The sequence below is a fragment of the Streptomyces sp. NPDC001137 genome (assembly GCF_040298885.1).
Taxonomy (GTDB): Bacteria; Actinomycetota; Actinomycetes; order Streptomycetales; family Streptomycetaceae; genus Streptomyces.
Window position 1 is genome coordinate 70,317 of record NZ_JBEPBA010000001.1, and the last position, 12,156, is coordinate 82,472.

Here is a 12,156-nt window from a genome sequence, read left to right on the forward strand (position 1 = left end):
GTTCCCCCCTGCCCTCATCTCGGCTCACCCCACCCCTCGGCCCGAACCGGGCGCCGTGCCGAGCCATTTGGCGGCCGCTTCCGCGCGGCTGGTGCTGTGGAGTTTCGCGAAGATGCGGTTGATGTGGTTCTTGACCGTCTTCTCGCTGATGAAGCAGGTGGCGGCGATCTGCCGGTTGTTCATCCCGGACGCGATGAGCTCCATGATCTCCGCCTCCCTCGTGCTCAGTTGGAACCTTGCCCTGTACTGTCCCACATCCGGTTGCACCTGCGAAAGGTTTTCTGAAGAAATAGTGAAGGTCGGGGTCGGGGGCGCTTTAAAAGCCGCTGGTGAAGCGGGGTGTTGAGTAGTCGCACGCGAATGTGCGCGGTGTTCATTTTCGTATGCAGTTGCACTACCCAGGCCTTCTGGGAGCGGAGGGCCTCCCTGGCTCTCACGCAGTTGCGCCAGCAGCGCCCCGGCTGCCGTCGGAGTGAAGTGGGCCCTGCCCTCCTTGATGTCCCATACCGCCGCGACCAGTTGGTCCGCGGTGAACTCGCCGTGGACCAGATAGCCTCCTGCGCCCCTGCGCAGGGCCTCCTGGACGATCTCCGACTCCCTGCTGTACGTGAGCATCACGACCGGGGCGATCTGTACGAGGTGGGGGAGCGCCGAGATGCCGTCCACGCCGGGCATACGGACGTCCAGGAGGATGACGTCCGGCTGGTGTTGGAGTGCCGCTTCGTAGGCCTGGCGGCCGTCCGCCGCTTCCGCCACCACGGTGATGTCCGCACGGCCGGAGAGGAGGGCCGTCAGGCCTGCCCGGACGACCGGGTTGTCGTCCGCCACCACGACCTTCAGCGGGGCGGGCGAGGGGACGGCCTCGAACGGGTTCTGCGGTGGCGGCTGCTGGGGACCGGTGCGGGGAGTCGCGGGATCCGGCATGGGGCAGCCTCCTCTCGTGTCGTGGGGGACGTTCATGTCGTCACGGCCGCCAAGGGGAGTTCCAGGCAGACCTCCGTGCCCTTGGTGTGGGCGCCGCGGCCGATGCGGATGCGGGCGCCCACCGATTCCGCGCGCTCGACCATGCCGACCAGGCCGAAGTGACCTGCCCTGCGCAGTTGTCCGAGGGTGGTGCCGGAGGGCAGACCGGGGCCGTCGTCGTGGACACTGATGCGGAGGAGGCCGCCGTGGACACCAGCCTGTACGTCCACGCGGGTCGGGGCCGCGTGGCGGTGGGCGTTCTCCATGGCCTCCGAGGCGATGGTGAGGAGTTGGCGGGCCACGGCCGGTGGCATGGGCGGGACGGCCTCGTCGCCGGTGGAGCGGTAGGCGGCGGGGACGCCCGTGCGGGTGGTGAAGTCGCGGGTGCGGGCGGCCAGTTCGACCAGGACGTCGATCGCGTGGTCCGGGTCGGATTCGCGGCGCAGGTCCGCCAGCAGCTCGCGGGATTCGGCGGCGGCTCGGCGGGCCGAGCGGGCGACCAGTTCGGCTTGTTCCTTGACCAGCTTCGGGTCCAGGTGGGGGCTGCCCGCCGAGGCTGCCAGGCTGTCCGCGGCCAGGGCCACGCCGTGGAGGGTCTTCGCCACGGAGTCGTGCATCTCCCTGGCCAGACGGGCTCGTTCGGCGCCGACCGCCTCCGTCACCGCCAGCCGGGCCCGCACCGTGGTCAGGGCCTGCGTCGCGGCGCCGAAGCGGAACATGAGGTTGCGCAGGGCCGAGCCGACCGCGCCCGCGATCACGCACAGGCCGGGCAGGAGCAGGGTCTCCGCGGGGCGGCCGGAGTGCAGGTCCCGCGCCGCCGCGTGCACGAAGAAGAGGATCAGGGACTGGAGCGAGGCGAAGACCGCGGCTCCTCGCCAGCCGTAGACGATGCCGGCCAGGAGCGGGGTGCAGACGCTGACGTACGCGAGGGGGGTGTCCGGGCCCGCGGAGATCAGGAGCAGCGAGCCGAGGAGCATGTCCACGGCGAGGAGCGTGGGGTGCCTCAGGAGCAGGGGGCCGAAGCGCTCCCAGTCCCTGAAGAGGACGTAGGAGCCCATGAAGGTGACCACGACCGCCGCGCCCACCAGGCGGGTGGCCAGGCCCGGCGCCGCGTGGAGGAGGGCGGCGGGGGCCGCCAGCGCGATCATGGCGAGGCGGAAGCCGAACACCTGGCGGCACATGGCCTGGAGGGCGTTGACCTGGAGGGGGAGGGCGATGTCGCCGGGTGCGGGTTCCGGAGCGGGTGCTTGGGTGGGCACCCGGCCTTCGTCCAGGCTCGGGCCACCCGCACCGCCCGCACCACCCGTACTGCTTTCGTCGTCGAGGGCAAGCGGCCCCTGTGGGGGTCGACCGCCATCGGCGACTTCGGGGCTCCGGGTGTGCGGTTGCGCGGGCACGGCAGGCAGATGGGCGTGGGGTGGCAGGACCCTGGCCGCCGGTGGGGTCGTGATCTCCCGGGGCTTCGGGCGTCGTCGTAGCAGCCGTGTGCGTTCCCGGCGGCCCGATCGTTCCTCTGTCGTAGCCATCGTCCTCGTCGCCCCGTCCCTACTTGCCCGTGAGTGAGCCGAAGTCGGTGCCGGAGCCGAGGATCAGGCCGGCGCCGAGGAGGAGCATCGTGGCCGGGACCATGAAGGTGGTGATCATCATGGTGGCCTTGGGGACCGCGCGGGCCGCCTTGCGGCGGGCGTTCTGCGCGTCCGTGCGGCGCATGTCCTTCGCCAGGGCCACGAGGGTGTCGACGATGGGGGCGCCCAGTTCCTCGCCCTGCTGCAGCGCCGTCACGAACATCGCGACCTGTTCGGAGTCGTTGCGGCGGCGCAGCTCCGCGAAGGCCTGGCGGCGGCTCATGCCGAGGTCCATCTGGCGGAGCGTGATGCGCAGTTCGTCCGCCCAGGGGCCCTCGTACTTCGAGGCCACCCGGTCCAGGGCCTGGCGGAAGCCGAGGCCCGCGCTCACCACGACGGCGAGCACGTCGAGGAAGTCCGGCAGGGTGCGCTCGATGACGTCCTTGCGGATGCGGATCGCCGACCAGATGCCGACCTCCGTCCAGAACGCCCCGAAGGCGAACAGGACCAGGGCCAGGATGAAGTTGCCCTTCATCAGGAACACCAGTCCGCCCACGCCGCCCAGGAAGCCGTAGACCGCCCGGCGGGCCGCGTAGCGGTCGATGGTCAGGCCGCCGGGGTTGCCCGCGAGGTCGATCTTGCGGCGGTACTTGGCGACCAGCTTCGGGCCCATCAGGCGCAGGACCGCGGGCGCGTACCGCATGCCGAGCCGGTCGATGAGCGAGTCGACCGCGCCGGTGCGGGTCGAGCCCACCTCCAGGGCGAGCACCAGGTCGCCGGGCAGCTTGGCGTCCGCGCGGTACATGCGGATGCCGGCGAAGACGCCCCAGACGCTGAGGCCCATCACCAGTGCCAGCAGAAGTCCCAGTCCCATGGTCGTCCTCCCTCCAGAGTTCTCGTACGCTCGGGCGTCTCAGACGTCGATGCGGGACAGGCGGCGGATGAGGATGAAGCCGACCGCGTAGAGCGCGAAGGCGATGATCACGGCCGCTTGGCCGAGCGAGGAGCCCGTCATACGGTCCAGGGCGCCGTGCTTGACGCCGTTCATGAGGAACAGGGAGCCCACGCCGAGCACGGGGACGGCGTACGAGGTCATGTTGACCTGGGAGAGCTGGGTGCGGACCTCGCGCCGCGTCTCCTTGCGCTCCTCCAGCGTGTCCGTGAGGTTGCGCAGGGCGGTGACCACCTGCCCGCCCGCGCGGTTCGACAGCACCAGCGTCGTCACCAGGACGACCAGCTCGCGTGACGGCAGCCGCTCGGCCAGTTCGCCCAGCGCGTCGTCCATGGACGCGCCGAGCGCCAACTGGTTGGCGACCTTGGCGAGTTCCTCCCCGGCCGGCGCCTCCAGTTCCTCCGCCGCCATCCCGATCGCGGTGCGCAGGGCCAGTCCGGCCTGGGTGGCGTTGGCCATGATCCGGGCCAGCTCCGGCAGTTGGTTGATGAACTTCTCGATCCGCTTCTGCCGCTGCCAGTTCAGGAACTGCAGCGCCACCCAGATGCCCAGCAGACCGGCCAGCGGGCCGAAGAAGGGTGCCAGGGACGCCTGGCCGACGAGCCACAGGCCCGCCACCGTCGCCAGCATGTAGACGAAGAACTCGCCCGGAGTGATGTCCAGGCCCGTCGCCGCCAGCCGCAGTTCCAGCTTCTTGCCCGGTTTCGTACGGCGCAGTCGGCGGTCCAGGTTGCGAAAGCGCCGGCGGCGGCCGCCCGACGGTATCTGCCCGGCGGCCGAGAGGCGGTCGACGAGTGCCTGGCGCTGGGCCCTGCCGGTGGCGTAGGAGTGCAGGCCGATGACCGCGAGGACGCAGGTCAGCAGGGTGATGCCGGTGGTGAGCAGGACTAGGGTGTGCAGATCCATCGGGCTGTTCCTACCTGGGTTCCATCGGGACGGTTCCTACCTGGCTTCTCGGACGGCGAGCTGTGCTGCGGACTCGGCGACGCCGAACGCCTGGGGGACGGGCTGGCTCGCCATGTAGAGGCGGTCCGCGGTGCGGCGTGGAAGCGGGAAGTACTCGAAGGCGCCGTAGATTCGGCCGTCGGGGGCCATCGGCTGTGCGTTGAACCGGGCCACCGTGGCCAGGCGGTACGGCTCGCTGCCGTGGCTGTCGAGGATCGCGATCTCGGTGATGCGGCGGGCGCCGTCGGCGAAGCGGGTGAGCTGGATGATCACGTCGATGGCGCTGTTGATCTGGTCGTGCAGCGCCTCGAAGGGGACCTCGACCTCGGACATCGATGCCAGGGTCTTCAGTCGCATCAGCGCGTCCTCGGCGCTGTTCGCGTGCACGGTGGCCAGGGATCCGTCGTGGCCGGTCGACATCGCCTGGAGCATGTCGAGGGACTCGCCGCCGCGGACCTCACCGACGACGATGCGGTCGGGGCGCATCCGCAGGGAGTTGCGCACCAGGTCGCGGATGGTGACCCGGCCCTTGCCCTCGACGTTCGGGGGGCGGGACTCCAGCCGGATCACATGTCCCTGCTGGAGCTGGAGTTCGGCCGAGTCCTCGATGGTGATGATGCGCTCGCTCTCGGGGATCAGGCCCGACAGCGCGTTCAGCAGCGTCGTCTTGCCCGTGCCCGTCGCGCCCGACACGATCACGTTCGACTTCGCCTGCACCAGTCCGGCCAGCAGATACAGGATGGGCTCGTCCAGCGAGCCGAAGCCGATCATCTCCTGGAGCGTGAAGGAACGCGGGAAGCGGCGGATGGTGAGGGTGGCGCCCGTGAGGGAGAGCGGCGGGATGATCACGTTCACTCGCTCGCCGGACGGAAGGCGGGCGTCGACCATGGGGTTCGACTCGTCCACCCGCCGGTTGACCGTCGAGACGATCCGCTCGATCGTCTGCATCAGCTGGTCGTGGGAGGGGAAGCGCAGGGGCAACTGCTCCACCCGGCCGCCCCGTTCGACGAAGATCGCGTCCGGGCCGTTCACCATGATCTCCGTGATCGACGCGTCTTCGAGCAGCGGTTCCAGGATGCCGAGGCCCAGGGCCTCGTCCACCACCCTGCGGATCAGCTGCGAGCGCTCGACCGTGGACAGCACCGGGCCCTCACGGCTGATGATGTGCCCGAGCACCCGCTCAAGGCGGGCGCGGCGCTCGGCCGCGGCCAGCGCGCTCATCTCCGCGAGGTCGATCTCCTCCAGGAGCTTGGCCCGGTAGGAGGCGACCAGGTGGCCGTCCTCGCCCCGGTGGCCGTTCTCCTCGGGGGTGTTGATGCGTGCGCGCAGGCTCATCGTCGGTGCTCCTTGTTCCCGCGTCAGCCGGTGGTCGGGTCGGTCGAGTCGAGCGGCATGGTCGCGGTCTTCCTGGCGGGGTCGAAGTCCCAGCCGGGGACGATCGACGGGATCTTGACGGTGGCGGTGACGGTGACCGTGTCGCCGTTCGGCGCTTCGTCGCAGGTGACCGACAGCCCGTTGCTGATCGCGTTCGTGCAGCCCTGCTGGCCGGTCCCCGGTTCCAGAGAGGCGGCCCGCGCCCCGGCCCGGGCCGCCGTACCCGCCTGCTGAGCGGCGTAGGCGATCAGACCCAGCTGCACGACCGCCATGCCGACGATCAGCAGAATGGGCAGGAACCCCAGGTATTCGATGGCGACCTGTCCGCGGTCGCGGTCTTTGCGGTCGTACGACATCTCAGTGCGTCGCCTCCTTGACCGCGCCCGCGTGTCCCTTCACGTGGAACGGGATACCGAACGTGCCCGGGAAGAGGAGGGGGACCGTGAGCGTGACATCGGCCGTGACATAGCCGGGTGCTCCCGGATTGCAAGTGACGGTGGCGCCGCCCTGCCATGCGTCCGGCAGCTTCTCCTTCCCCTTCTGCGCGCACACCCCCTGCCAGTCACCCTCCGCCGCGGTCCCCGCCCGCACGGCCTCGTCCGCAGCATTCCCCGCGAGGGTGTACGTGTATCCCACCAGCACGAGCTGCCACAGCACCACCAGCGTGATGATGATCGTCGGCATCATGCCCAGGAACTCGACGGTGACCTGGCCCCTGTCCCCGCCTGCGCGCAGCGCCAGCCGCATCCCTAGCCCCCACCCTCCCGACGCCGCCGGAAACTCACCGACCCGCGGTCCCCCCGGAACCGCCCACCCCGCTGCGCCCCCTCGACCGCCTTGACCAGCCCCAGCTCCCCCGCCAGCGCCCACAGCGCCTGCTTCACCGCGCCCCTGCTGTCCAGCTCGTGGACCCGGCCCGCGTCCACCGCCCCCTGCAACTCCTTGAAGTTGGCGGGGATCGCGGTCCCGGCGACCGCCGTGCCGGTGATCTTCTGGATCAGCGGCGGCTGGATCTCCGTACCGCGCGAGTGCCGGTTGACGACCACCGTCGTCTCCTCCGCCTTGCGGATCTGCAACCGGTCCCACATCCGCACGGTCCGCTTGGCGCCGCGAACCGCGACCACGTCCGGGGTGGTGACCAGCAGGGCGGTGTCGGCCATCTCCACCGCGGCCGCTCCCGCCCCGCCGAGCTGGGCGCCGCAGTCGATGACGACCACCTCGTAGCGGGAGCGCAGGGCGCTGACGATCTGCCGGGCCGCCCGGTCGGTCACCTCCTCGCCGCGTTCGCCCTCTCCCGGGGCGAGCAGCAGCGCGAGGCCGGTGTCGTGGCGGAAGACCGCGTCCGCGAGCACCCGCGGGGAGATGTCGGTGATCGCCGCCAGGTCCACGACCGACCGGCGGAACTGGACGTCCAGGTACGAGGCCACGTCCCCGGTCTGCAGGTCCATGTCCACCAGTGCGGTGCTGCGCCCCGAGGCCTGTGCCGCGAGCGCGAGTTGGATGGCGGTCAGGGTCGCGCCCACGCCGCCCTTCGCGCCGCTCACCGTGACGACGGTGCCGCCGACGCCGGTGAAGACGTCGCCGCCGGAGCCGAGATGGCGCCGTACACCCACCGACCACTGCGCGACCGCCTGGACGCGGCTGGCCAGTTCCTCGTAGCTGAGAGGGAGCGCCACCAGGCCGCGCGCGCCGTAGTCCATCGCCGCCTGGAAGAGGCCGGGGCTCGCGTCCGAGGTGACCAGGATGACCCCGACCGCGGGAAAGCGCAGGGCCACCTCGCGGATGAGCTCCAGTGCCGGGACCGGGCCGATCCGTTCGTGCACCACCACGACCTCGGGCAGCTCGTCGACGGACTCGGCGGCGAGGCGCGCGAGGGTGTCGACGAGCTGGGTCGAGTCGACGACCGGGGTCACCGGTTCGGCGTCCGGGAGCTGGCTGAGCAATGTCGTGATGGACCGGACCGCGTCCACGTCACCGACTGCCGGGAGGATCCTCGTGGGCATGGGGGCCTCTCACTTGTCCTTGGCGAGTTGGTACGTGCGGTCCTGCCCGGGGATGGTGCCGGTCTCGCCCGGCGCGACCAGCGCGAGCCGGACCCGCTTGGCGAAGGACTCCGCGTACGTCAGGCGCTGGGCGTCGAGCGCGGAGAGCGCGAAGGTGATGGGGACGGCCTTGGTGGGCTGGCCGGTGCGGTTGTCGGCGTCGGGCTGGAGCGAGGTGAGGTCACCGACGTCGAGCACCCTGGCGTTCGTTACGATGATCTTGGACAGGTCGGGGTCACCCTCCTTCTGTCCCTCGAAGGTGGCGTAGACGTTGACCTTGGAATCCGGCGTTATCTTGCCGGCGACGCCGGTCGCCGCATCGATCATGATGGCGACCTCCTGCTGCCCGGGCTGCAGGGCGGGCTGATCGGCGATCATGTCGCTCTGCAGCAGGGAGCCCTTCTTCAGGCTCGTCACGGCGACCTTCCCGCGGATACCGGCGAGATCGGTGACCGCGTTCGCCGACAGCCAGCGCTTGGGCATCTCGGTCTTCTCGAACTGGTCCGCGCGCAGGCTCGCGTAGGGCTTGATGTCGCTCTTGACCTCGTACGCCGTCACCTTGGGCCCGACCTGGGACTTCACGTCACTGATGACGGACAGGACGCCGACGAACGCGCCGAGGGCGCAGACGACCGACAGAAGCAGGAGTAGCACGCCACGGCGCTGACGGGAGTTCATGAACCGTACAACCTCATTGGGGGATAAGGGTCGAGCGGACGGGATGGTGCGGGCGGTGCGTCTGCGGTGGGTCCGGTCGGCGGTTCAGGAGCCTCTCCCCGCGGGGAGCTGGTTCTGGTTCTCCAGGATGGGCGGCGGGCCGGCGGAGCAGAAGACACAGCGGTCACCGATGACGTCGATGCCGCACCAGTGGCAGGAGCCCTGCCGTACGGACGTGACCAGCTGGTACAGCACGGGCAGGTCGGGCAGGAAGGCGGCGAACTCGATCAGCTTGCCGGTCCCCCACCAGAGCGCGGACTCGGCGGGCAGCACCGCTTCCCGCAGGCCCTGGGCGTTCCACTGCGGTACGAGGCTCGCGGTGACCCAGTCCGACTGCAACTGCCCCTTCGCGACCAGCATCGAGGTGCCGAACTCCGGCCCCGGCAGGGCGGCCCCGGGGGCGAGCTTCACCAGCTGCGGCTCGGGGTGGGCGAGTACGGCGAAGTGCTGGCCAGGCACCCAGGACTTGGCGTGCTGCTTCAGTCCGACGTGGACGCGGTCGAGGCGGGCGACCGAGCCGAGCAGTGCTCCGGCGTGGATGTAGTGGGTGAGGAGGCGGCCGGCGGAGGCGAGTACGCCGGGGCTGAGGTCGCAGGAGGCCAGCTGCCTCAACTGGCGGGCCAGGACGGCCAGTCCGAGCGGGGGCAGAGCGGGGCGGAACAGGGCGATACGGTCGGTCTCCAGCAGGGAGCGGATCGTGTGCAGCCGCCGGCCCGTCTCCGCGGAGACCGCCTGTGAACAGACCACGATCAGATGCCCGTGCTGGTCGATCAGACTCTGCACACCCGCCAGCGCCTGCCCCAGCGGCTGCTTGTCCAGGTCCTGGAGCACGACGGCGGGCAGGGTCCGCTCGTCCTGCGGTGGCAGCGCCATGTCGGCACTGGTCACGGCGATGGCAGTTGGCACGCGCAGCTCCCCGTGGTACGCCCGTCGGCGAACCGGCGCGTAACTCCGGGACACCGAGGTGACTTCACTCCGTGACTACCTCAGCACTGTATCCACGCCTCTGTGGCCGGAGAACAGCGTTTGTGTAGCTGATGAGCAACTGGCGTTTCACAAGTTGAGTCAAAACGGGGCAGGTTCGAGCATCTCGCCGATCCCCGAGCGAGCCTGCGGCCCATTTGGTCTGGACCTCTTGACAGGTGAATTGGTCTGGACCAACTTATTGTCATGTCCCCACAGAGACGATCCACGGCACGACGTACGGCACGGCTGTCGACAGCACGGCTCTGGTCAGGAGCCGTCACCGCCGCCCTCGCCCTCACCTTCGCGGGCACGGGCCAGGCGTCCGCAGCGGACGTCAACAACGTCAGGAACGCCGGCTTCGAGTCCGGCCTGACCAACTGGACCTGTTCCGCGGGCAGCGGTACGACGGTCTCCTCCCCCGTGCACGGCGGCGCGGCCGCGCTCAAGGCCACCCCGGCCGGGCAGGACGACGCCCGGTGCAGCCAGACGGTGGCGGTGAAGCCGAACGCGACGTACTCACTGAGCGCCTGGGTGCAGGGCGGCTACGCCTTCCTGGGCGTGACCGGCACGGGCACCACGGACGTGTCCACCTGGACCCCGGACTCGTCCTCCTGGAAGCAGCTGACGACGAGCTTCACCACGGGCTCGGCCACGACCTCCGTGACGGTGTACACGCACGGCTGGTACGGCCAGGCGGCGTACTACGCGGACGACGTGTCGGTCTACGGCCCGGACGGCGGCGGAGGCGGCGATCCGGCACCGACGGTCCCCGCCACGCCGAGCGGTCTCTCGGTGTCGGGTGCGACCTCCTCCTCGGTCTCCCTGGCCTGGAACGCGGTCTCGGGCGCGACCGGCTACAACGTCTACCGGGACGGCACGAAGGTGACGGCGGTGACGGGCGCGTCGGCGACGGTGACCGGCCTTGCGGCCTCGACGTCGTACTCCTTCCAGGTCACGGCGACCAACTCGGCGGGCGAGTCGGCGAAGTCGACGGCGGTGACGGGCACGACCACCGCGTCCTCCGGGGGCGGCGGTGGCACCGCGCTTCCCAAGCACGCGGTCACCGGGTACTGGCAGAACTTCAACAACGGCGCCACGGTCCAGAAGATCTCCGCCGTCTCGTCCCAGTACGACATCATCGCCGTGGCCTTCGCGGACGCCACCTCCACGCCGGGCGCCGTGAGCTTCAACCTGGACTCGGCGGGGCTCGGCGGCTACACGGTGGACCAGTTCAAGGCGGACATCGCAGCGAAGCACGCGGCCGGCAAGAAGGTGATCATCTCGGTCGGCGGCCAGAACGGCACGGTGTCGGTGAGCGACTCGACGTCGGCGACGAACTTCGCGAACTCCGTGTACTCCCTGATGCAGACGTACGGCTTCGACGGCGTCGACATCGACCTGGAGAACGGCCTGAACGCGACGTACATGTCCCAGGCCCTGCGCTCCCTGTCCGCGAAGGCGGGCTCGTCCCTGATCATCACCATGGCCCCGCAGACGATCGACATGCAGTCGACGTCGAACGCGTACTTCCAGACGGCGCTGAATGTGAAGGACATCCTGACGGTCGTCAACATGCAGTACTACAACAGCGGTTCGATGCTGGGCTGCGACGGCAAGGTCTACTCCCAGGGCTCGGTCGACTTCCTCACCGCCCTGGCCTGCATCCAACTGCAGGGCGGCCTGTCCCCGTCCCAGGTGGGCCTGGGCCTGCCGGCCTCGACGAGCGCGGCGGGCAGCGGCTACGTCTCCCCGACGGTCGTGAACAACGCCCTCGACTGCCTGACGGCCGGCACGAACTGCGGCTCCTTCAAGCCGTCGAAGACGTATCCCGACCTGCGGGGTGCGATGACGTGGTCGACCAACTGGGACGCGGCTGCGGGCAGCTCGTGGTCGAGTGCGGTGGGGGCGCATGTGCATGGGCTGCCGTAGCGGCCTTTGACCGATGTGCTTCGGTGCGGCGCCGCGGGCTGTGCGGCGCCGCACCTGCGTGCGGGTGCGACTGCCGCGGGCAGACCACCTGCGGTGAAACATTTCCCCGGCCCCACCGCGTCAATGAAGTGAGAACAGTCGAACGCCGGCGCCGGTACGGTGCGGTGGGCAGGGGGACGTGGATGAGACGGGCGCGTGCGGACGAGTATGCGGAGTTCGCTGCGGTGCGTGCCGGGCATCTGTACCGGTCCGCCTGTCTGCTGACCGCCGGCGACACGCATCTGGCCGAGGATCTGGTGCAGGAGACCCTCGGGCGGCTGTACGTCAGTTGGCGGCGTGTGTCCCGTGTGGGGAATCCGGCGGGGTACGCGCAGACCGTTCTCATGCGTACGTTCCTCACCCATCAGCGCAGGCGCAGCAGCACCGAGCGCGCCACCGACGTGCTGCCCGACGTGCCCGACGACGGCCGCGACATGCCGCTCAGGCTGACTCTGCTTCAGGCCCTGGCCCGGCTGCCCGCCAAGGACCGGGCCGTGGTCGTCCTGCGGTACTGGGAGGACCGCTCCATCGAGGAGACCGCCCAGGCCATGAACGCCAGCTCGGCGGCCGTGCGCACGCGGTGCGTCCGGGCCCTGGGGCGGCTGCGGGAGCTGCTCGGCGAGGACCTCGGCGAGTACGCCCGCCCCTGAACGGCATCTGTGCA

12 protein-coding genes are annotated in these 12,156 nt (G+C 70.1%); 2 read left to right on the forward strand and 10 right to left on the reverse strand.

Annotated features, from left to right (window positions below; translation table 11 throughout):
* Nucleotides 1-24 precede the first annotated feature (24 nt).
* The 10 genes from ABT254_RS00345 to ABT254_RS00390 form a co-directional block, all read right to left on the reverse strand.
* Nucleotides 25-924: a response regulator gene (locus ABT254_RS00345; RefSeq protein ID WP_351462210.1), complete on the reverse strand. Its 900-nt coding sequence runs from the start codon at nt 922-924 to the stop codon at nt 25-27.
* Nucleotides 925-956: 32 nt separating this feature from the next.
* On the reverse strand, nt 957-2,489 hold the full coding sequence (locus ABT254_RS00350) for a sensor histidine kinase (RefSeq protein WP_351462211.1): 1,533 nt from the start codon (nt 2,487-2,489) through the stop codon (nt 957-959).
* Nucleotides 2,490-2,508: 19 nt separating this feature from the next.
* On the reverse strand, nt 2,509-3,396 hold the full coding sequence (locus ABT254_RS00355; protein ID WP_351462817.1) for a DUF5936 domain-containing protein: 888 nt from the start codon (nt 3,394-3,396) through the stop codon (nt 2,509-2,511).
* 45 nt (nt 3,397-3,441) lie between these two features.
* Nucleotides 3,442-4,386: a type II secretion system F family protein gene (locus ABT254_RS00360; protein ID WP_351462212.1), complete on the reverse strand. Its 945-nt coding sequence runs from the start codon at nt 4,384-4,386 to the stop codon at nt 3,442-3,444.
* 36 nt (nt 4,387-4,422) lie between these two features.
* A complete protein-coding gene (locus ABT254_RS00365; RefSeq protein WP_351462213.1) occupies nt 4,423-5,760 on the reverse strand; it encodes a TadA family conjugal transfer-associated ATPase in 1,338 nt (445 codons plus the stop codon).
* Nucleotides 5,761-5,783: 23 nt separating this feature from the next.
* Nucleotides 5,784-6,155 (reverse strand): TadE/TadG family type IV pilus assembly protein, encoded by a 372-nt coding sequence (locus ABT254_RS00370; protein ID WP_351462214.1) that lies wholly within the window; start codon nt 6,153-6,155, stop codon nt 5,784-5,786.
* A 1-nt stretch (nt 6,156) separates the two neighbouring features.
* A complete protein-coding gene (locus tag ABT254_RS00375; RefSeq protein WP_351462215.1) occupies nt 6,157-6,546 on the reverse strand; it encodes a TadE/TadG family type IV pilus assembly protein in 390 nt (129 codons plus the stop codon).
* Between the two features lie 2 nt (nt 6,547-6,548).
* The gene (locus ABT254_RS00380; RefSeq protein ID WP_351462216.1) at nt 6,549-7,802 is read right to left on the reverse strand and encodes a CpaE/TadZ family protein; all 1,254 of its coding nucleotides are present in this window, start codon (nt 7,800-7,802) and stop codon (nt 6,549-6,551) included.
* Nucleotides 7,803-7,811: 9 nt separating this feature from the next.
* Nucleotides 7,812-8,519 (reverse strand): Flp pilus assembly protein CpaB, encoded by a 708-nt coding sequence (cpaB, locus tag ABT254_RS00385; RefSeq protein WP_351462217.1) that lies wholly within the window; start codon nt 8,517-8,519, stop codon nt 7,812-7,814.
* Between the two features lie 84 nt (nt 8,520-8,603).
* On the reverse strand, nt 8,604-9,431 hold the full coding sequence (locus ABT254_RS00390; RefSeq protein WP_351462819.1) for a hypothetical protein: 828 nt from the start codon (nt 9,429-9,431) through the stop codon (nt 8,604-8,606).
* A gap of 297 nt (nt 9,432-9,728) precedes the next feature.
* Here ABT254_RS00390 and ABT254_RS00395 point away from each other — a divergent pair, with 297 nt between their 5' ends.
* Both ABT254_RS00395 and ABT254_RS00400 read left to right on the forward strand, forming a co-directional pair.
* Nucleotides 9,729-11,453: a chitinase gene (locus ABT254_RS00395; RefSeq protein WP_351462218.1), complete on the forward strand. Its 1,725-nt coding sequence runs from the start codon at nt 9,729-9,731 to the stop codon at nt 11,451-11,453.
* Between the two features lie 182 nt (nt 11,454-11,635).
* Nucleotides 11,636-12,142, forward strand: coding sequence for a SigE family RNA polymerase sigma factor (locus tag ABT254_RS00400; protein WP_351462219.1), 507 nt, complete (start codon nt 11,636-11,638; stop codon nt 12,140-12,142).
* Nucleotides 12,143-12,156: the final 14 nt, after the last annotated feature.

Coding starts and splice junctions, on each gene's coding strand:
- ABT254_RS00345 (WP_351462210.1), bottom strand. CDS start 924: ATGCCGGATCCCGCGACTCCCCGCACCGGTCCCCAGCAGCCGCCACCG.
- ABT254_RS00380 (WP_351462216.1), bottom strand. CDS start 7,802: ATGCCCACGAGGATCCTCCCGGCAGTCGGTGACGTGGACGCGGTCCGG.
- ABT254_RS00395 (WP_351462218.1), top strand. CDS start 9,729: ATGTCCCCACAGAGACGATCCACGGCACGACGTACGGCACGGCTGTCG.
- ABT254_RS00365 (WP_351462213.1), bottom strand. CDS start 5,760: ATGAGCCTGCGCGCACGCATCAACACCCCCGAGGAGAACGGCCACCGG.
- ABT254_RS00400 (WP_351462219.1), top strand. CDS start 11,636: ATGAGACGGGCGCGTGCGGACGAGTATGCGGAGTTCGCTGCGGTGCGT.
- ABT254_RS00360 (WP_351462212.1), bottom strand. CDS start 4,386: ATGGATCTGCACACCCTAGTCCTGCTCACCACCGGCATCACCCTGCTG.
- cpaB (WP_351462217.1), bottom strand. CDS start 8,519: ATGAACTCCCGTCAGCGCCGTGGCGTGCTACTCCTGCTTCTGTCGGTC.
- ABT254_RS00370 (WP_351462214.1), bottom strand. CDS start 6,155: ATGTCGTACGACCGCAAAGACCGCGACCGCGGACAGGTCGCCATCGAA.
- ABT254_RS00390 (WP_351462819.1), bottom strand. CDS start 9,431: ATGGCGCTGCCACCGCAGGACGAGCGGACCCTGCCCGCCGTCGTGCTC.
- ABT254_RS00375 (WP_351462215.1), bottom strand. CDS start 6,546: ATGCGGCTGGCGCTGCGCGCAGGCGGGGACAGGGGCCAGGTCACCGTC.
- ABT254_RS00350 (WP_351462211.1), bottom strand. CDS start 2,489: ATGGCTACGACAGAGGAACGATCGGGCCGCCGGGAACGCACACGGCTG.